At 64.5% G+C, this 19,396-nt stretch carries 15 protein-coding genes and 2 pseudogenes; 10 read left to right on the forward strand and 7 right to left on the reverse strand.

Features of this window, described 5'->3' with window-relative positions; genetic code table 11:
* Nucleotides 1-23 precede the first annotated feature (23 nt).
* Nucleotides 24-1,325, reverse strand: coding sequence for a GAF domain-containing protein (locus K9U37_RS13430; protein WP_243073370.1), 1,302 nt, complete (start codon nt 1,323-1,325; stop codon nt 24-26).
* 228 nt (nt 1,326-1,553) lie between these two features.
* Here K9U37_RS13430 and K9U37_RS13435 point away from each other — a divergent pair, with 228 nt between their 5' ends.
* The 7 genes from K9U37_RS13435 (at nt 1,554) to K9U37_RS13465 (ending at nt 10,295) form a co-directional block, all read left to right on the forward strand.
* Nucleotides 1,554-2,813: an ISL3 family transposase gene (locus K9U37_RS13435; RefSeq protein WP_243072109.1), complete on the forward strand. Its 1,260-nt coding sequence runs from the start codon at nt 1,554-1,556 to the stop codon at nt 2,811-2,813.
* Nucleotides 2,814-3,452: 639 nt separating this feature from the next.
* Nucleotides 3,453-4,913, forward strand: a complete 1,461-nt coding sequence (locus tag K9U37_RS13440; protein WP_252393994.1) for an aldehyde dehydrogenase family protein — start codon at nt 3,453-3,455, stop codon at nt 4,911-4,913.
* Nucleotides 4,914-4,992: 79 nt separating this feature from the next.
* On the forward strand, nt 4,993-5,658 hold the full coding sequence (locus K9U37_RS13445) for a gluconate 2-dehydrogenase subunit 3 family protein (protein ID WP_243072111.1): 666 nt from the start codon (nt 4,993-4,995) through the stop codon (nt 5,656-5,658).
* Nucleotides 5,655-7,310: a GMC family oxidoreductase gene (locus K9U37_RS13450; protein ID WP_243072112.1), complete on the forward strand. Its 1,656-nt coding sequence runs from the start codon at nt 5,655-5,657 to the stop codon at nt 7,308-7,310. Before K9U37_RS13445 ends, K9U37_RS13450 begins: the two co-directional genes overlap by 4 nt.
* A gap of 232 nt (nt 7,311-7,542) precedes the next feature.
* Nucleotides 7,543-8,259, forward strand: coding sequence for a hypothetical protein (locus tag K9U37_RS13455; protein WP_372489515.1), 717 nt, complete (start codon nt 7,543-7,545; stop codon nt 8,257-8,259).
* Between the two features lie 48 nt (nt 8,260-8,307).
* Entirely contained in the window at nt 8,308-9,705 is a 1,398-nt protein-coding gene (locus tag K9U37_RS13460; protein WP_243069986.1) for an IS1380 family transposase, read from the forward strand.
* Nucleotides 9,702-10,295: a hypothetical protein gene (locus K9U37_RS13465; RefSeq protein ID WP_372489516.1), complete on the forward strand. Its 594-nt coding sequence runs from the start codon at nt 9,702-9,704 to the stop codon at nt 10,293-10,295. Before K9U37_RS13460 ends, K9U37_RS13465 begins: the two co-directional genes overlap by 4 nt.
* 307 nt (nt 10,296-10,602) lie before the next feature.
* Here the strand turns inward: K9U37_RS13465 and K9U37_RS13470 are convergent.
* The 4 genes and pseudogenes from K9U37_RS13470 to K9U37_RS13485 form a co-directional block, all read right to left on the reverse strand.
* Nucleotides 10,603-10,863, reverse strand: a pseudogene (locus K9U37_RS13470) (ABC transporter substrate-binding protein); the annotation flags it as partial.
* Nucleotides 10,860-11,975: an MFS transporter gene (locus tag K9U37_RS13475; protein ID WP_243072113.1), complete on the reverse strand. Its 1,116-nt coding sequence runs from the start codon at nt 11,973-11,975 to the stop codon at nt 10,860-10,862. The pseudogene K9U37_RS13470 and the gene K9U37_RS13475, both read right to left, overlap by 4 nt.
* 162 nt (nt 11,976-12,137) lie before the next feature.
* On the reverse strand, nt 12,138-12,740 hold the full coding sequence (locus tag K9U37_RS13480) for a GntR family transcriptional regulator (protein WP_243072114.1): 603 nt from the start codon (nt 12,738-12,740) through the stop codon (nt 12,138-12,140).
* Between the two features lie 10 nt (nt 12,741-12,750).
* Nucleotides 12,751-14,010: an ISL3 family transposase gene (locus K9U37_RS13485; RefSeq protein WP_243072115.1), complete on the reverse strand. Its 1,260-nt coding sequence runs from the start codon at nt 14,008-14,010 to the stop codon at nt 12,751-12,753.
* 151 nt (nt 14,011-14,161) lie between these two features.
* Here K9U37_RS13485 and K9U37_RS13490 point away from each other — a divergent pair, with 151 nt between their 5' ends.
* Together K9U37_RS13490 and K9U37_RS13495 are read left to right on the forward strand one after the other, a co-directional pair.
* On the forward strand, nt 14,162-14,410 hold the full coding sequence (locus K9U37_RS13490; protein ID WP_243072116.1) for a hypothetical protein: 249 nt from the start codon (nt 14,162-14,164) through the stop codon (nt 14,408-14,410).
* A 578-nt stretch (nt 14,411-14,988) separates the two neighbouring features.
* Nucleotides 14,989-15,996 (forward strand): oxygenase MpaB family protein, encoded by a 1,008-nt coding sequence (locus K9U37_RS13495; RefSeq protein WP_243072117.1) that lies wholly within the window; start codon nt 14,989-14,991, stop codon nt 15,994-15,996.
* Here the strand turns inward: K9U37_RS13495 and K9U37_RS13500 are convergent.
* Both K9U37_RS13500 and K9U37_RS13505 read right to left on the reverse strand, forming a co-directional pair.
* Nucleotides 15,902-17,271: pseudogene (locus K9U37_RS13500) on the reverse strand (ISL3 family transposase). The gene K9U37_RS13495 and the pseudogene K9U37_RS13500 sit on opposite strands and share 95 nt — an antisense overlap.
* Nucleotides 17,272-17,851: 580 nt before the next feature.
* Nucleotides 17,852-18,157: a hypothetical protein gene (locus K9U37_RS13505; RefSeq protein WP_243072118.1), complete on the reverse strand. Its 306-nt coding sequence runs from the start codon at nt 18,155-18,157 to the stop codon at nt 17,852-17,854.
* A gap of 487 nt (nt 18,158-18,644) precedes the next feature.
* Between K9U37_RS13505 and K9U37_RS13510 the strand changes: the two genes are divergently transcribed.
* Nucleotides 18,645-19,151, forward strand: a complete 507-nt coding sequence (locus tag K9U37_RS13510) for a hypothetical protein (protein WP_243072119.1) — start codon at nt 18,645-18,647, stop codon at nt 19,149-19,151.
* Nucleotides 19,152-19,396 lie beyond the last annotated feature (245 nt).

Raw genomic sequence — 19,396 nt, forward strand, 5'->3', positions numbered from 1 at the left:
ACGTAAGGATTGCTGTCCGATCGCTAGTAAGTCGTCGCAGTGGTGGCGTGCGTAACACGCATCGCACGAACCGCGGGAGCCACCGACGGCGCCAACAGCTCCGACCTATCGTCGGGATATCGGACCTCGACGACTGCGGAGCTGGCGAAACGATACGGTCGGCCTACCACAATGCCCGCGAATTGCTTTCGCAGACGCGACATCTCAACCCGCACGGCGCCGACACGGCTGGGATCACCGTGGAGGTCGGCGGCCAGCTCAGGCGCCGATCGACCTTGCGTGCGTACCGCCAGGATTAACAGGATCTCCGCATGTCGTAGCGAGATGTCATGCCGCCAGCTGCCGAACTGACCGACCATCTCCAAAACCGGTGCCGCGCTGTCATGCAGATCAAGCGTCACCTGCGCTATCGCAGGCTCCGTCTCTTCGATGACCGGCCGGACCAGCCAGCCGCCCGGCAGCGTCTCGACATCGCACATTCCAAGCGACGGCACCCACAGGTGGCCGGGGGTAACGTCCGGTGGTAGCAGGATCCGACTTTGCACCGGTACCGCGCCCACCGCAGCTACCCAGCCGTCGGTATCAACCGCGAGGGCAGGCGAGCCAATTCGGGCCAAGATGGGTGCCGCGACAGCGCGGAGTCGGTTTAAGGATTGATCCCGCCGTTCACGCAAACGAGATTCAGCCAACCGCGCCACAGTGTCAATGAGTGCCAAGGTAGTCGGATGGACGGTGGCCGCCGGCCCGGTCACGTCGATCACCCCCATTACCCGCCCCGTGCTCGGATCACGGATCGGCGCGCCTGCACACGTCCACGGATGCTGGCTGCGGTTGTAGTGCTCAGCACAGAACACTTGTACCGCGCGCTGGGACACCAATGCGGTGCCAAGTGCGTTGGTGCCCACGGTGTTTTCCGCCCAGTGCGCACCCTCGACAAATCCAAGTTTGTCTGCGTTGAGGAGAACCTTTGTTGAACCAGATCGCCACAGCACCCGACCCTCGGCATCTGCGAGGGCAAAGATGCTGTCGCCACCGGAGATAAGCGAACTCAGACATCCCGACACCTCGTCGACGACAGATATCAGCCCAGAATCCTGGCGTAGAGTCTCCACGGTGCTGGCGCCCGCCACGGGCGGGGTCCGACGGTCAGGCCGCAGACCCTTAGTTATCAACCGTTGCCAGGAATCCCATATGACCCGCCGCGGGCGGGTCGGCGCAAGTTTTCCTGCCATCGTTGCGTCGTAGACCGCCGACATCAGCCTCGCATATTTGCGGGGATCTTCACCGGGCGCCACGGCCGGCTCGGGGTGAGCGGTGCCACGCATTTCCAACCTCTTCTTCAACCTCGTCGTCGTGAGAGATCTTGCGCCACGGGTCTCCCTCGTTGAGTTGCGGTTCGACGCCAGTCATAGCTGTGGTAGGACCATAATCAGGCTCTCCTGACGTCGATGTGGATCACCGAGCGTGTGGTATGGGGCAGCGATGGTGAGTGGGGCGCACGGACGGTGATCTAGGTTCGAAGGCTCTGACCCCAATCGATCCAGGAGCCGTCCGTGCGCGCATCAACCCTACTCAATTCCCTGTTCGACCTGCCCGGTGTGCGGGTCGGCAAGGCTGCCGTGGTGGACGGTGAGCTGCAGGTGACAGTCAGCCTGCGCCGGCGGCGGCTGTGCTGCCCGCAGTGTTCGTTTACCACCCGGCACCGCTATGACACCCGTGAGGTGGACTCATCGTGGCGACATCTGGACATGGGTGGGCGGGTATGCCGGATCGTGTTGCGCCGCAGACGGCTGCGCTGCTGCGAGCATGGTGTGTTGGCCGAAGCGGTGCCGTTCGCGCGTCCTGATTCCCGCCACACCCTCGACTTCGAGGATCTGGTGGCGTGGCTGGTCACCAAGACCGACAAGACCACCGTGAGCACCTTCGCCCGCATCGCCTGGCGCACCGTGGGCGCGATCTGCGAGCGGGTCGCCGCCGACGTGTTAGACCCCGACCGGCTGCGCGGGCTGGTCGACATCGGCGTCGATGAGATCTCCTGGCGCACACACCACCGGTATTTGACGCTGGTCTCCGACCACGACAGCGGCACCATCGTGTGGGGCAAACCCGGTAAGGACACCGACACCTTGGGCGCGTTCTTCGACGAGCTGCCCGACGGCGGCGCATCCATCGAGGCGGTGTCGATGGACATGGGACCGGCCTACGCCAAAGCCGTGCGCGAGCGGGCACCAGCGGCGGTCATCTGCTTTGATCCCTTCCACGTTGTCAAAGTCGTCACCGATGCGCTTGAGGCGGTGCGCCGCCAGGTCTGGCAGGCCGCCCGTGCGCTGCCCGACCAGCAGATCGCCAAAACCTTCAAGGGGGCGCGCTGGGCGCTGCTGAAAAACCCCGCCGACCTCACCGACATGCAGGCCCAAACCCTACGGGAAATGAAACGCAGCGGTGGAATGCTTTGGCGCGCCTACCAACTCAAAGAAGCGCTGCGCGAAGTCTTCGCCGGCGACCTGGATGCCGGCACTGTCGGCGAGCTCCTCGACCGCTGGTGCGCACGCGCCCAGCGCAGCCGCATCCCCGAGTTCATCAAAGCCGCACGTACCATCCGCAAACACCGCGCCGGCATCGACGCCGCTATCGATCGCGGACTGTCCAACGGCCGCCATGAAGGGCTCAACACCAAGGTTCGACTTCTCATCCGACGCGCCTACGGCTTCCACAGCGCCCAGGCCGCGCTAGCGCTCATCCTCCTGGCGTGCGGACCCGTCACCCTCGAACTCCCATACCACACCCAGGGTCATCCACATTCACGTCAATAGAGCCCATAATCACTTGTCGCTGTGCGGTCAATGCTCTGCTGGTGTTTGACCCGAATCTAATCCTCTCGCGGCGGTCATTATCTCCGAGTTGCTCCTTAGTCCAGCCCTCCGCAACATCGCCGACAACACCGATGCTGTCAGCAGCACTGGGCCCAGTCACATAGAGACTCAGTTACGCGAAGAGGACCGCCTCGGGCGTCGCGCCCACCGCGATCGCCTCCAATTACCTGTTCCGCGAACCGCGTTCACGACGGATGCTCGGCGACATCGCCCTTGCTGTCGTCGGGGTTCTTTGCATTCAACTCGGCGCCGGGCCACCGATCATCATGCCCCAATCCCGCAAGGTCGGGCAGTTGCTCATTCCACCTGAGCAGCCTGTAGTCAACGCGCAGAGGGGCTGGGACCTGGCTACATGTAACGCAATGTAACTCTTGTGCACTTTCGCCGGGGAGATGTGTGCTGTGTTACACACATCCGCAATTGAGCCCCTCGTCACAAATGGCGGCCGACAGCCGCAGCAGGCATTCCGACCTGCCGACTCGTATCTGCCGACATGCCTGAAGCGCCCCCATAAGGAGACAAGTCATGACCCTATCCATCACGGTCGACAACGAGGCGCGCACCGTTGCGTCAGCGTTCATGCACATCAACGGGGCCTCGGTACCCGCGCGGAGCGGTGCCACTTTCCCGACGACAGACCCAAGCACTGGCCGACACATCGCTGACGTGCCTCGCGGTGACTCCGTCGATGTTGACCACGCGGTTCAGGCGGCAGCCGACGCCGCCATCGAATGGCAGTTCAGCGACGCCATCACGCGGGCCGGTCTGCTGCGTCGGCTCGGCGCGCTCGTGTCTGAGAATGCGGATGAGCTGGCGAGAATCGAATCCATTGATTCGGGGCACTATCTCGGGAAGGCACGCGAGCTGGTTGATGCGATGCCGTTGTGGCTTGAGTACTGGGCTGGGGCAGCAGATAAGGTCGGCGGACGCACCATCGCGGTCCCGGGGAACAAGATCAGCTTCACGCTGCTTGAGCCGCTGGGCGTGACGGCTCACATCATTCCCTGGAACTATCCGCTGCTGATTCTGGTCCGCTCGGTTGCGCCCGCACTGGCCCTCGGTAACACGTGCGTGGTCAAGCCGGCCGAGGACACTTCGCTTTCAGCGCTCAAGTTCGCCGAGCTGGTACAGGAAGCTGGGTTCCCCGACGGGGTCTTTAACGTGGTCACCGGGTACGGAGCCGAAGCGGGAGCGGCTCTGGCCGCCCACCCCGAGGTCCGGGGAATCACGTTCACCGGTTCCACCGAAACCGGACGCGAGATCGCTCGCCTCGGCGGCCAGCACATCGCCCAGGTGAACCTTGAACTCGGAGGCAAGAGCCCGTTGGTGGTGTTCCCGGATGCCCCACTCGAAGATGCCGTTGAAGTTGCCGTCCAAGGCTTCTGCTCGCGCGCGGGACAGGTATGTGTGGCGGGCAGCCGGCTCTTTCTGCACGAAGACATCGCCGACCAGTTCCTGGAGATGCTCGTCGCGCGACTGCGCACAGCCGTGATCGGCGACCCCTTCGACGACAACACCCAAATGGGTCCGTTGGCCTCACAGAAGCATTTCGACCGGGTCCGGGAGTACATCGAAATCGGCAAGCAGGAGGCCACGCTGCTCTATGGTGGCGGCCAACCCGAGCACGCAGCGAGCGCTGGGTTCTTCGTGGAACCAACGGTTTTCGTCGACGTACCCAAGGATGCGCGGATCGCCCGCGAGGAGATCTTCGGCCCTGTCACCGCCGTCATGCGCTGGTCCTCGGTGGAGGATCTGATCGCGACGATCAATGACTCCGACTACGGCCTGTTCGCGGTTTTGTGGTGCCAAGACATCACCTCCGCACTCGATACGGCCAAGCGCCTCCAAGTGGGCTCGGTGATGATCAACGACTGGTTCGGCGAGCTGCCGATGACTCCCCACGGGGGCCACAAGCAATCCGGCACCGGCCGCGAAGAGGGCCTCGAAGCAGTCCACGGCTACACCCAGGTCAAACACATCGGGATCAACCTTGACAGGTCCCCAGCAAAAGCCAGCAATTGGGCCGGAGCACCCCTGTAACTAGCCATCACAACCATTTCGGGCCGGCAACAACAACCGCATCGGCCCGCGATGCCTACACACCCACGAAGGAGACACGATGAGCAACGACGACGACCAGACACCCGCTCCCTTCGGAGCCCCTGCGCTAGGAACCGATCGCCCGGATCAGCCACACTTCGAATCCGGTCGACCACGACTGGGTGGCCTGGCCACTCCAATCGTGTTCAGCGAAACGGAGACGAAGGTCATCGCCGCGCTGGCCGACACGATCGTGCCGCCCGGCAACGGCTTTCCTGCAGCCAGCGAGGTCGGCATCGCCGACTTCTTTAGCCGTTATACGACCCCAACTGGTTTCCGCGCCAAACACTTTCCATATTTGGAGGAAGACGTCTTGAAGGCTGCGCTGGCGAGCCTCGGTGAGGGCTTCCTTGCGGCTGGGACCAAGTCTCGCGCGAACGAGGTGGAGCGGCTGGAAAAAGATCAGGAGGAGCTTTTCACCCAACTCCGAAGCCTGGTCTACTACGGCTACTACTCCGCCGCCGAGGTCACCACGGCGATTCAACACGAGATACCCGCGGGCCGTGATTACCACGGGCCACCATTGCCCTACGGCTATCTGGACTGCATCGAAGACTGGGACGAGGCGGCGTTGGCTTCGGCTGGCCAAGGTTCTGGATACGTGACGACCGAAGACGTCGTCCGGGTCGACCTCAGCAAACTGACATGGCCGCACACGCAACAAGTGAAGGAGAACGCGAAGTGACTTCGACGACCGACGAAACCGATGTCCTAGTGATCGGCGCTGGACCTGGCGGCGCGGGCCTGACGCTCGAACTCGTCCAAGCCGGCTACAAGGTGACATGCCTCGAGCAGGGCCCGTGGGTCACCCCTACAGAACATCCCCACTACCACCGAGAATGGGAGATCGAGAAGCAGCGAGGGTGGGCCTACGACCCGAACGTCCGTGGACTTCCAGAGGACTATCCGGTCACCGGTTTCACCACGCCGTATCTGATGAACAACGTTGGCGGCAGCACGATGCACTATGCCGGTCACTGGCCGCGCTATAAGCCGGTCGACTTTCGCAAGGGCACCGAACACGGGCTCGAGGGCACCATCGACTGGCCCATTAGTTACGAGGATCTCGCACCCTATTACGACAAGAACGACGCGATCTACGGCATCTCCGGCATGATCGGTGACCCGTCGTACCCGGATCGCACTGGGGTAGACCGGGATCCGCCGGTGAAGCCAGGAAAGCTGGGCCGCAACTTCGCCTCCGCATTGGGCGGCCTCGGCTGGCACTGGTGGCCGTCCGATAACGCCATCATCACGCGACCACGCGAGAACCGTGAAGCTGACATCGCCGCGGGCAATGAGCTCTCGGGCAGCCCGACCGGATCACTGAGCACTCCGACGCACACACATTGGCCATTCGCGATCGCCTTAGGCGCCGACCTGCGGACCCATGCCCGCGTCGAGCAGATCCACGCGAAGAATGGCAAGGCGACGGGCGCGACTTACATCGATACTCGTACCGGTACCCGACACGAGATCAACGCGAAGATCGTCGTTGTTGCCGCCAGTGGTATCGGCTCCCCCCGCTTGCTGTTGATGAGCGCGCAGAAGGGCCACCCCGACGGGTTGGCCAACAGCAACGGAATGGTGGGCAAGTACTTGATGCACCACATCTTCGCGTTCTGCGACGCCTGGTTCGACAAGCCGATGGAGGGCTACAAGGGCGCGTTCGGTGCGCCCCTGTATTCACACGAGTTCTACAATACCGACGTCGAGCGAGGGTTCGTCAACGGCTTCGGCATGCAGGTGGCCCGCAGCTTCGGCTCGGCCTACACCGCGATGGGAAGTCATACGGGCTACGTCGCCCCCTGGGGAGAAAACCACCGCAAGTTCTTCAACGAGCACTTCGGCAATCACCTCATGGTGTTCATGTTCGGTGAGGACCTACCCGTGGAGACGAACTGCGTCACGCTCAATCCAGACGTCAAGGACTCCAGCGGGCTGCCCGCCGCACACGTCAACTGGGAACCCCACCAGAACGATATCGCGCTCGCCAATTACGGGATCGACCGCATCTTCGACGCCGCCCGAGCACTGGGCGCGGTCGAGACGAACGACACCGGCGTTCTCAACCCGCCCCCCGCCTGGCATCTCATGGGTACCTGCCGCATGGGTAACAACCCGCAGGATTCGGTGACGAACAAGTGGCATCAAACATGGGATGTGCCCAACCTCTTCGTCGTCGACGGTAGTTCGCTCACCACTGGCGGCGCGGTCAACCCGACATCGACCATCGGTGCACTGGCGGTCCGGGCCGGCGAGTACATCGCGCAGCGCTTCACCGACATCGTCGAACAACGCACCACTCCCAGCAATGCGGATGCGCCGGCTATCTAGCTAGTGCTAGTCGAGACCGTCTCGCCAGTCCGCCTACTTGACAGCAGGAGCGACGGCCTGCGGATCCGCCAACTCGCAAGGAGCACAACAGATGTCAACAGCCCAGCTTCCGCCGAAAGGGGGGCCGACCGAACCACAACCAACACTCGATCCCTCCCACGCCACCGACTCGGCGCGGCACAAACCCCAACAGCACCGCTGGGTGATCTTCGGCCTGGCCAACCTCGCGGTGGTGCTCGCCCTGTCGGTGGCGGGATGGTACCTACTCGCCGACCCTGAGCTAAGCCCGTGGAGTTTCTACCCGATGCCGTTCAACGCGACGCTGTTCTGGGCGATCCTCTTCGTCGTGTTCATCGGTTTCAACGCCGAGTTCGCGGGGTTCAACCGGCTTGCTCAGCCATGGCGTGGCCTGGCGATCACGACCGCAACAGCGGTGTTCGCGGTTGTGGTGACGTGGCTGCTCTCGGCAGGACTCGGCAACATCGATTTCGACTTCGCGCCTGGCAGGGACGGTGGTCTCGGATATTTCACCGGTGCCCTCTTTGTCCTGTTCGGATTCGGCACCTTCGTGATCGCCGTGCTCAATTGGCAGCACTGGCCCTGGCCACAACTCGGCCTGCAGCAACCAGCCGTCGGCCTGGCTGAGATCGCAGCTGTCGCCGGACCCACCATGCTGCTGTACTTCGTCCTTGGGCTGCCCGCGGTCACCGCCGCAGACTCACACCCGGTCATGGCTCTCGATACGCTGATGGGCTGGTTCTACAGCGTCATCGTCTCGATAATCCTCACCGGCCAGGCACTGGATAACTGGCCATGGCGCCTAGCGGGCAGTCCGGGTCGGGTCGCCCTCACCTCCACTATCGGCAACCTGGTGCTAGCCTCGATTTTTCGCGCAATGCCCCGGGTGGAGTGTGTTGATACGCGAAAGTGCCTGTCCTGCAAGGAATAATAGGACTTCTTAACGGTTCCATTAGCCTGGCTGGAAGGCACTTCGCAGGTGAAGAGTAGCGCAGCGGTTTCCCGAGTGAAAGTGTCCGCGGATGGTCATGGCGTCGTGTCTCACGCCGGGGTGGGGATGCTGCGGGAACTGGCGGATCTGTCCGGGCTGTCGGCGGGGGTCACCGCGGCGTTGGCCGACACCTATCGGGGCCCGTGGATCTACCCGCCGGGGGCGGTGTTCGCCGATCTCGCCGCGGCGGTCGCTGACGGCGCGACCTGCATCGACGGGGTCGGGCAGTTGTGCGGGGACCGTGAGCACGTGTTCGGTCCGGCCGCCTCGACGACCACGATGTGGCGGCTGGTCGACGAGCGGATCGACGCCGCGCACCTGCCGGCGATCCGGGCGGCGCGCTGCGATGCGCGGGCGGCGGCGTGGGCTGCCGGGGCTGCGCCGGCCGCTGGCAGGTGGCTGCACATCGACCTCGACGCCACCATCACCATCGACCATTCCGACAACAAGGAGAACGCGGCCGCGACCTGGAAGAAGACCTACGGTCACCACCCGCTGCTGGCGTTCCTGGACCGCCCCGAGGTCGCCGGCGGCGAAGCGCTGGCCGGGCTGCTGCGAGCGGGCAACGCCGGCAGCAACACCGCCGCCGATCACATCACCGTGTTGGGCTGGGCGCTGGAATCGCTGCCGGCCGCCTACCGACCCGACCCGCACGATCCCACCGCCCACAAGATCCTGGTGCGGTCGGATTCCGCCGGTGCCACGCACAAGTTCGCCGCCGAATGCCGCAGGCAAGGGGTGGGGTTCTCGTTCGGGTTCGCCGTCGACGCCCGCGTGCGCGACGCGGTCGACACCCTCAACCTCGCCGAGGCCTGGTATCCGGCGATCGACTCCAGCGGCGCGATCCGCGACGGCGCCTGGGTCGCCGAGGCCACCGGCCTGGTCGAGATGAGCAGCTGGCCCGAGGGCACCCGGCTGATCCTGCGCAGGGAACGCCCCCACCCCGGCGCGCAGCTGCGGTTCACCGACGCCGACGGGATGCGGGTCACCGCCTTCATCACCGACACACCCAACGGCGTCGTCGACGGGCAACTCGCCGGCCTGGAGCTGCGGCATCGCCAACACGCCCGCGTCGAGGACCGCATCCGCGAGGCCAAAACCACCGGGCTGCGCAACCTGCCCTGCCACGGCTTCGATGCCAACGCTGCCTGGCTCGAAATCATCCTCACCGCAACCGATCTCGTGGCCTGGACCAAACTCATCGGCTTCGCCGACCAGCCCGACATCGCCGGCTGCGAGATCGACACCTTCCGCTACCGCGTCCTGCACGTCGCCGCCCGCATCACCCGCGCCGCCCGACGCACCCACCTGCGCATCGACGCCACATGGCGCTGGGCCCACGCCATCGCCACCGCATGGCAGCGTCTGCGCACCGCCTTCGGTTGACCACCGCACCACACGTCCACCACGACCCGAAAGACCCACCGGCCCTGGAAAGCCCGCCACACCGAGCGACACCGGCCAAACCGTCACACCCACCCACCGAAACCGCGCCCGAACAGCCCCAGCCGACCCCGAACCGCACTCCGACCAATTCGCACGCAAAATCGAGGCTAGGAACCATCTTCTATATCCTGGCCAGACAGCTCGTCGAGGTCCTCCTGGGTTCAGACACGACGGCCGCGCTCGGCATCACTATCAACCAGTTCCCCGCCCAGATTGGTGTCTGCTGGGTCTTCTGGATGATTCTGTGGGCCAACGCGTTTGGCAACAGACCGACAGGCCTCAATATGGCGGTGAACTACGCCATCCGGACCGCACTAACGTTGGCGTTGGCCGTGGTCAGCTTCATCTTTTACTACCGGTTCGCCGCAGAACACATCCTGCACGAGGCTGCGGTCGCACCAGGTATCAACGGTAACGCGCTGGGATTCGTCGATTGGATGGTGTTGATGACCCTGCTCTACGTGGTGGGTTTCGAGTCGCTGGGGCTGCGACGACTGATGAAGGACGATCCAACCGTGGCGACGCTTTAGTGATGCTTTGAATCAAAGTCCTTCTAGCGAGCTCGTGAATCACCGGTCTCCCGCTGGGCGGGTGCGCGTGGGCCTGATGAAGCACCGCTGATGAATAAGTGTGTCGCACAACAGTGCAGACACAGCGGAGGGCCTCTGATAGAGGAACACCCGAACACGCATCCGCGAAGAAATGGAAAGGGCTGAAACGCCCTGGAAATGCTGGAGGCCTTGATGTGCCCCGGGTTCGGCGATGTCGCCATACTTGGTTTCAGACACGGGCTAAGCGGATTGGTGTAGCGATTCGAACCCTATCGGAGTGCGCATCGGTGTTGGCCAGCGCGATCGCCTGGCGCAGATCGAAGACGACGGGCCGCGGTGCTCTTGCCGTTCTGCTGATTCGCGGCGTTGATCTCGTTCTGGCTGTTCACATCGGGCTGGGCGGAGGTGACCTTGATGCCGTACTTATCGGAGAAGGTGTCGATGATCTGTTCGTCACATTCAGTGCAGACTCGGCTTTGGCCGCCTTCACCAGGCTGTCTATCCCGCCGAAGTTCTGTGCCGAGATGTGCTCATTTGCAGACACTATCGCGACATCAGGTCATTGGCGGGCGGTTCTGAGGTAGTCGGTTGGAGATGTTTGGACCAGCCGAAGGCGCAACAGATCGCACAGACGGTCGCCAGCAGCCCCAGCGCGGTCAGCATGGCCGGGTAGCTGAAGAAGTGCGCGAGCCCGGCCAACACGGCGGGCACGAGGAAGCCGACATACGCCAGCGAGTAGTACACCCCGGAGATGCCTGCGAGCTCGTCGGGATCGGCGATGCGTTGAATCTCCAGCAGGCCGGACACGATCGCGATGCCGTACGCGCAGCCGAGGAGCATGGCGACCAGCAGTGCGGCGACGGGGGAGCGGGTGATTGCGGTCGCCACGGCGGCGAAGACCCCCATCGTCATCAGCACCATCGAGATCACCACGGCCCGTGCGCTGGACCGGTCGTCGAGGCGTCGGGCGATCGGTTGGACCAGGACGCCACACAACAGCGTCAGGACCGTCAGCCCGGCGGTGTACAGCAGCGCCCATGACCCGAGCTGGTCGGCGACCAGGGCGGGCACGATGGCGTAGGCGATGCCCGCAGAGCCAAAGATCCACGGCGCCATCGGAACAACGACGCGCACAAAGCGCCGGTGCCCGGCCGCGGGCACCCGCAACCGATCCACCATGGTCCTGGCGACGGCAGCACCATGGGTCTCCACCGCACGAGGTTGCAGTGCCCACAGCGCGGGCAGGCACAGCGTCGCATGCAGCACATAGGTGAGGACCAGCGGTTGCGGGGCGAATGCCGCCAGCAGTCCCGCGAACAGCGGGCCCAGCCCGAAGCCGACTGTCAACCAGATCGACGCCCGCCGCGCTCCCGTCCCGGGTGACGCGTCGTCGAACGGCGGCTTGGACAGTTCGGTGATCCACGCTGACCCCACGGCCATCGCGATGCCGACGGCGAGGCCGCTGAGCAGGCGGCCGACGAACAGGGCCGGGAATCCCCACAGGTCGCCCACGGCCAGGATGACGCTGCCTGCTGCCGAGGACGCGACACCGAACAGCATCACGCGCCGTCGACCGTGTCGGTCCGACAGAGCCGAGGCGACCAGCAGACCCGGCACCAGGCCCAGGACGTACGCCCCGAGCAGCATGTCGACATCCACCTGTTCGATCCCTCAACTCGCATGATCGTGGCTCGAAACAGCGGGGACAGATCAGGTGGACTCGAAATCGGGGACTCGCCACAATCAGTAAGGGCGTGAACTGATTTCCGCCCCAGCCAATGCAGGCCACAGCACAGGCCACTGCGGCCCAGGGTCGAATCGTCATCCCAGCACCACCCGATACGTCGCTTCCAGATGGGTCAGCAGGGCGGCTTCGAATGACTGCGGGTCGCGTTGGCGGATCGCGGCGGCTAGCTGCTGGTGTTCGTCGGTGAGTTGCGCCAGACGGGCGGAATTCCGTTGTGCCACATCGGAGATCATGCGCCGCTGACGATCGCTGAGGGATCCGTAGAACCGCTGTGCGATGGTGTTGCCCGCCGCCTCGACTATGCGCCGGTGAAACGCGTCGTCGGCGGCCGAATACTGACGGAGATCCTGTGCTGCCGCACTGCGACGCTGCTGATCGATCAGTTCGATCAACTCGCCGAACAATGCGGCCACCTTGTCCTCCCAGCGGTAGACAGCGTCTAACAGTTTGTCGATCATCTCTGAGGACTTCTCAGCTCGCGTGGCCATCGTGTTCTCTCCCTTAACTGCGATATGCGTTGCGTGCAACGCTTCCCCTCGATCTGTCGGTTTACGTCTTCTTGTCTGGGTCGCGACGTCGTCGCGTCTCGCGCCGCATCTCACCGAAAACAGGTTCGGCGTTGGGCGTGGATCGTTCGACGACGCGGCGCCGCTCCTCGGCTTTGCAGACTTCATCATTTTTTGGGCTCTATTGACGTGAATGTGGATGACCCTGGGTGTGGTATGGGAGTCCGAGGGTGACGGGTCCGCACGCCAGGAGAACAAGTGCTAGCGCGGCCTGGGCGCTGTGGAAGCCGTAGGCGCGGCGGATGAGCAGTCGAACCTTGGTGTTGAGCCCTTCATGGCGGCCGTTGGACAGTCCGCGGTCGATAGCGGCGTCGATGCCGGCGCGGTGTTTGCGGATGGTACGTGCGGCTTTGACGAACTCGGGGATGCGGCTGCGCTGGGCGCGTGCGCACCAGCGGTCGAGGAGCTCGCCGACAGTGCCGGCATCCAGGTCGCCGGCGAAGACTTCGCGCAGCGCTTCTTTGAGTTGGTAGGCGCGCCAAAGCATTCCACCGCTGCGTTTCATTTCCCGTAGGGTTTGGGCCTGCATGTCGGTGAGGTCGGCGGGGTTTTTCAGCAGCGCCCAGCGCGCCCCTTTGAAGGTTTTGGCGATCTGCTGGTCGGGCAGCGCACGGGCGGCCTGCCAGACCTGGCGGCGCACCGCCTCAAGCGCATCGGTGACGACTTTGACAACGTGGAAGGGATCAAAGCAGATGACCGCCGCTGGTGCCCGCTCGCGCACGGCTTTGGCGTAGGCCGGTCCCATGTCCATCGACACCGCCTCCAGGGATGCGCCGCCGTCGGGCAGCTCGTCGAAGAATGCGCCCAAGGTGTCGGTGTCCTTACCGGGTTTGCCCCACACGATGGTGCCGCTGTCGTGGTCGGAGACCAGCGTCAAATACCGGTGGTGTTTGCGCCAGGAGATCTCATCGACGCCGATGTCGACCAGCCCGCACAGCCGGTCGGGGTCTAACACGTCGGCGGCGACCCGCTCGCAGATCGCGCCCACGGTGCGCCAGGCGATGCGGGCGAAGGTGCTCACGGTGGTCTTGTCGGTCTTGGTGACCAGCCACGCCACCAGATCCTCGAAGTCGCGGGTGTGGCGGGAATCAGGACGCGCGAACGGCACCGCTTCGGCCAACACACCATGCTCGCAGCAGCGCAGCCGTCTGCGGCGCAACACGATCCGGCATACCCGCCCACCCATGTCCAGATGTCGCCACGATGAGTCCACCTCACGGGTGTCATAGCGGTGCCGGGTGGTAAACGAACACTGCGGGCAGCACAGCCGCCGCCGGCGCAGGCTGACTGTGACCTGCAGCTCACCGTCCACCACGGCAGCCTTGCCGACCCGCACACCGGGCAGATGGAACAGGGAATTGAGTAGGGTTGATGCGCGCACGGACGGCTCCTGGATCGATTGGGGTCAGAGCCTTCGAACCTAGATCACCGTCCGTGCGCCCCCACTCACCATCGCTGCCCCATACCACACGCTCGGTGATCCACATCGACGTCAGGAGAGCCATTTTTTGCCGCCCATCATGGGCGGCATCATGCCCATTCCGCAGCCGATAGGTCCGGCGCTGGCGGATGCTGCTCCGGTAGCGGGGGAACCGACGGCCAGACCGGATCCTGCGGGCGGACCGACGGCCGGGCTGGAACTCGACATCGGTGCGCCTCCTCCCCCGCCGTCGCCGGCACCGCCGGCCGGGCTGGTGCCGCCGCTGCCGAAGTCGCTGCCTGAGTCATCCGACGGTGAGCCCGAGCCGCCGCCGGTGTCGGGCATCTCGGGGGTTGCCTAGCTGCGGCATTCCGCCGCCGCCCATACCGGGCAGCGAGGACAGGCTCGACAGCGCCGAGAGCGGAGACGCGCCGCCGAGGCCGTGGGTAACTTGACCGACCGCCCCGGTACCAGCTCCCATGATCATCCCGGCCAATTTGGCGAGCATGCTCGCCGAATTGGGGGTCAGCACCGGCCAGCGGTGCTGCCGGGGTGGGGTTGGTCGGGGCCGTGGCGCCGCCGACGGGAGGATGATCCGCCGAGGTGGGGTCGCCGGTCTTGTTGTCGCCTTCACCGTGGTGTCCATGGCCCTCGTCGAGGCCCTCGTCCGCGCCGCCGGTCTTGGGTGCCGGGTGTGGGTTCAGCATTTCGGCTTGCACGATGGGTGGGGCGGGCGGTGGCGGTTTAGCCGCCCCGCCGATGGTCGGCGGCGCGGCGGTGGCGAAACCCTGGAAGGCGCTCATCACGGACGCGCGCTTGGTGGTCAAATCGTTCGACAAGGCCTCTACCTGGGCAGCGTTTGCCCCGCCGCTGGCCTGGTAATTGGCCAGCGCGACGTTGAGGCGCTGACTGAGATTGGTGAGCTCCTGTGGGTGATCAATGACGACGAGCAGCCACAACACGGCGACCAACGAAAGCGCGGACGCTGGCAACGACGCCCCGGTCGGCCTGCCTATCGGGCCAGATTCACTGACCTGGCGCTGGCTGGGCGACCGCCGCATTCTGTTGTTCCTCGGGCGGTCCGGCACCTTGCAGAACATGCACTACGCCGTCGGTGCCGCCCTGCAAGATCACTCGAATTTCTTCGATGATCGGTGGGATCGGTTCCTTCGATCCATCCCACCGATCCTCGGTGTGATTTATGACCCTGCCGAGATGGGCACCGGGATCGCGGTGCGCGACTACCACAAGGACCTCAAAGGCGTTGACCCCAAAGGGCGGCGCTATCACGCGCTCAACCCGCAGGTGTACTGGTGGACCCACGCTACGTTCATCGAACTCATCATCGCGATGAATGACCACTTCGGCACCCCGCTGACCAGCGAGGAGAAGGACCAACTCATCGCCGAAGGCATCACCTGGTGGCAGCGGTACGGGATGTCGAACTCGCCGACTACCGGCATCCACGACTACGCCAGCTTTGACGCCTACTGGCAACGGATGCTCGACACCGAATTGGAATCCAACGCCAGCACCGATTACGCCATCGGCGCGTCGGGCCGCAAAATGCCTCCGCCGCCGGGCCTGCCGGAACCAGTTTGGGCGTTGGTGCAGCGGCCAGTGACAGGCTTCAACGTGTGGCTGCTAAATGCGCTCATGCCCGCACGCGGTCGGGAAATCCTCGGGTTGCGCTGGACCCGGCGCGATCAACTCGCATTCCAGGTGTTCGCCGAAACGGTCAAACGGACCTGGCCGCTACTTCCCGAACGAGTTCGGTACTTCCCCCGCGCATACCAGAACATCAAACGTGCACGCCCCGATCCGGGCGCGCTGCCAAACCGGCTCTTCCGACTTAACAGGGGCGGAGCCTGGTTCTGGATGGCGCTCGCCGTGATTGGCGGGTGCAGGCCCACCGTACTCGGCGGCGTTGATTCTCGGGTGTCCTGAATCCGAACGCGATGCGCCCGATGTGTTTCACGATCCGGTTGTAGCCCTCACTGCGAGCGTTAGACAACCCGGTCTGAATGGCCAGGATCATCGGCTCCTGCCACGCTGAGATTGTTTCGGCGAGCTTGCCGATCTCGGGCACCGAGCACGCAGCGCAGAACGTGTAGAACCTGTACAGGGCATCGCGGATCTCGTAGGACAGTCCACCACGGTCGTTGCAGGCCAACACGTCTCGAAGGAGTTCCTTGGCAATCCACGCGGCGGCGATGTCCCCGCCCGGGTCAGCTGAGGTCAGCTTCTCGAACAGGGTGCGGCGTTGATCGTCGGTGAGTCGTTCGGCCGCGCGCAGCAGCCGGCGCCGGTTGATCCATTCCGGATCGCTCTTGTGTCCGCGCCGCCCGCGGTATGCCTGGGTGACGCGGCGGCGGACTCGATCCACCATCTCGTTGGCTTTCTTGACCAGGTGGAAGCGATCCACGATCAGCTTCGCGCGCGGCAATGCCTGGCGGGCGGCTTTGGCGTAGGCGCCCGACATGTCGATCGCGACGAACTCGATCCCGTCCTTCCAGGCCTGGTCACGCCGGTCGAGCCAGTCCGTCACCGGCCGCGCTGCACGCCCGTTGACCTGCACCAGCAACCCGCCGGTCCCGGTGATGTCGACCAGTCCGGTGTCCCAGCGGTCCACCCATGCGCGCACACCGGTGTCCGGGCAGGTCTCCCACTTGGCCTTGCCGCGGCGGGTCTCGTCGATCCCCAGCACCTGAACCGGGGGCGGTTCGCCGGCCAGGACCGGGTCCGCGGTCGCCTTCACGGCCTGGTGGCAGACGTTCCAGGTAGTACCGTAGGCCGCGGCGACCGACTTGACGGAGCGGTCGTCGTCGAGGACCGCCAACGCCATCTCCGCCTTCGCGCGGACTGTGACCCGCGCTCTGGGAGGGACGGCCGGCACCGACTCAGTGAAGTACTTCCGTTCACAGAACATATTGGTGCACAACCATTTCCGCTTCCGCCACACGATCTGAGGCCGGTCCGGGCCGACCTTGATATCGCGGGGCCGGGTGCTCACCCAGCCCTTGGACCGCGATGACCGTCGGCGACACTGCGGACACACGCCCACCCAGTTCGGACCGGTCAGAACATGGACCGTACGGGCCTGGTCGTCATCGATCTGCACCGAATCCACGACGACACCGTCGAGTCCAAGCAGCAGGGAACCATTATCGTTGAGCATGCTCGCGCCTTTGCTTCTGGATGCGTAGAGAACACCCAGTTCACAAGGGCGCGAGCCCCCAATCAGTCACCGACACGATCCCAATCGGTCACACCAGACCCCCACTAACTCGGAAGAGCCGCCAAACCTCGGTCCCCAATAGCGCCATCAAGGGGTGGGTATGCCCAAAGTCAGTGAACTCGCCGATCAACTGGACGGACGGCGAGCGAGCGAGCGAGCGAAGGTCAGTGTTCGTGACCGAACCCCGAGAACGGTCGCGAGAGCCGATATTGCGAGAGATATGACGGAAACGTGCTACTCGCCACAAAGCGATACGGCAGGTTACCAGTTAACTACTGCGAGTGCCAGCGGTTCAATGCCCTCAAGTGACGGATCCGCCACTGGACTGCATCTGGCCCGTAGCCTCGCCGCTCGAGCTCTGCCCGGAATCCGCACTCGTGCACCGTCAATGGACCGTTGAGCTGTCATGTGCTCCGCCGCAGGCTGTGAGCGTCAGCGTCACGGATGCGGCGAGGGCGACGTACAGGATCTTCACAGCGGGGAATGTAGCAGGCGGCCGCGGCTCGTGGAGCCCGGCACCGACACGCGACAACAGCCCGCAGGCCAAGAAAACCCAGCTCATAGTCACCGCAGCATCCGACGTGGCGGTAGGCCGATCCGCGACAAAACCGCCTCGTCGAAGCAACGCGGGTGCCGATAGCCGCCCAGCCAGCGATGATTGGCCGCCACCACCGGATCCAGGCAATCCCACAGCGCGTACTCCCAGCTGACCATGCTGCTGGCCTGCGACATCGCCGCGAACGCGGCCCGATCCCCGATCGACTCCCGCGGGCGCGAATCCAGTACCAGCGTGCACCCGCCCGTGGTTCGCCGCACCAGGAAGTCCGGCGCATGGCGCCGCTGCTTGCCCTGCCCATCTCGCCAGACCAACCAAAACGCTGCGACACGATGTCCACCACGTCCGGGTCGAAATCCAGCGCCAACAAATGATCCCGCGCCACCCACGACTCGAACCCGACCCGCCGGCCCAACGTCGAAGACCAATACCAGCCCGGGAAATTGCGTTGACCGTGGTGGGACCGCAACGCCCGCACCGGTCCCCCAATCTCATCGACCACCTGTGGTAGCCACCGCCACGGCACCCGCCGCCCGTCCCCGGACGCGGTCACAACACCGCATCGAACCCGTCCTCACCTACGGCAAGCGAAACCCCGTTGAGCTCAAAAGCCTCCAGCACCCGTCCATCTTTCGCCGCTTCGGTGAGAACTCGCCACCGTTTCGCCAGATCCCTGAGAATTCGCCACTTCGCGTGAGAACTGACACGGCCCCGTCCCGTCGAAGGGATGGCGTTTGGCGAGGTCGGGCGCCCCATTGCGGGGCTACCGCTGGCCGCAAACTTCGTCCCTCGGGGCAGTTCGTGACCGCGGTACGGCTCGGCCTGGTCGATCTTCGGCGCAACCCTGTGCTGCTGGTTCTGCTGGTCATCGTGCCCTCGGTGTTCCTCCTGCTGGCCAAGGCCACCACCCCGGCGCGCACCCTGATCGTGGCGGTGACCGAAAACGGCATCAGCACCAACCAGCCATTCTGGTTCCCCGAGGTGCACGCCGGAACCATGGCCCCAATCGCGGTCGGGTCGCTGGCTGCCCTGGCCGGCATGTTCGTCGTGATCGACTCGGCGGCCGGAGACCGGCGGCTCAGCGTCGCCGGCTATCGCATCAGCATGGCTGTGGCCGCCCGACTGAGTGTGGTCGCCGCGGCCGTCGTGGTGATCTGTGCGGCCGCGCTCGCGGTGACCGCCACCGTGTTCAGCGCCCGACAGTGGGCCGGCTTCGCCGCGGCCAACCTTGGCCTAGCCTCGATTTTTCGCGCAATGCCCCGGGTGGAGTGTGTTGATACGCGAAAGTGCCTGTCCTGCAAGGAATAATAGGACTTCTTAACGGTTCCATTAGCCTGGCTGGAAGGCACTTCGCAGGTGGTGCGACACGAGGTCGCATGTGTTAAGTGGCGCGTTGAGTGGAGGTCGGCGGTGTTGTCGATGACGTAGCCCGGGTATGTGTTCGTTGCCCTGTCCCCACCCCTGACGTGCGTCGCTGGTAACGGTGAGGTGCGAAGCTCAGGGGAAAGCCGAAGCGGTCCTTGATCCATCCGAGGGTTGCGGGTGAGGGGAAG

Origin of the sequence: Candidatus Mycolicibacterium alkanivorans (genome assembly GCF_022760805.1) — a bacterium.
GTDB classification, from domain to species: domain Bacteria; phylum Actinomycetota; class Actinomycetes; order Mycobacteriales; family Mycobacteriaceae; genus Mycobacterium; species Mycobacterium alkanivorans.

Excerpts from the sequence above, each read along its gene's own strand:
- K9U37_RS13490 (WP_243072116.1), top strand. The coding sequence starts at position 14,162 with ATGCCCATTCCGCAGCCGATAGGTCCGGCGCTGGCGGATGCTGCTCCG.
- K9U37_RS13495 (WP_243072117.1), top strand. The coding sequence starts at position 14,989 with ATGACGACGAGCAGCCACAACACGGCGACCAACGAAAGCGCGGACGCT.
- K9U37_RS13430 (WP_243073370.1), bottom strand. The coding sequence starts at position 1,325 with ATGCGTGGCACCGCTCACCCCGAGCCGGCCGTGGCGCCCGGTGAAGAT.
- K9U37_RS13440 (WP_252393994.1), top strand. The coding sequence starts at position 3,453 with ATGCACATCAACGGGGCCTCGGTACCCGCGCGGAGCGGTGCCACTTTC.
- K9U37_RS13480 (WP_243072114.1), bottom strand. The coding sequence starts at position 12,740 with ATGATGAAGTCTGCAAAGCCGAGGAGCGGCGCCGCGTCGTCGAACGAT.
- K9U37_RS13445 (WP_243072111.1), top strand. The coding sequence starts at position 4,993 with ATGAGCAACGACGACGACCAGACACCCGCTCCCTTCGGAGCCCCTGCG.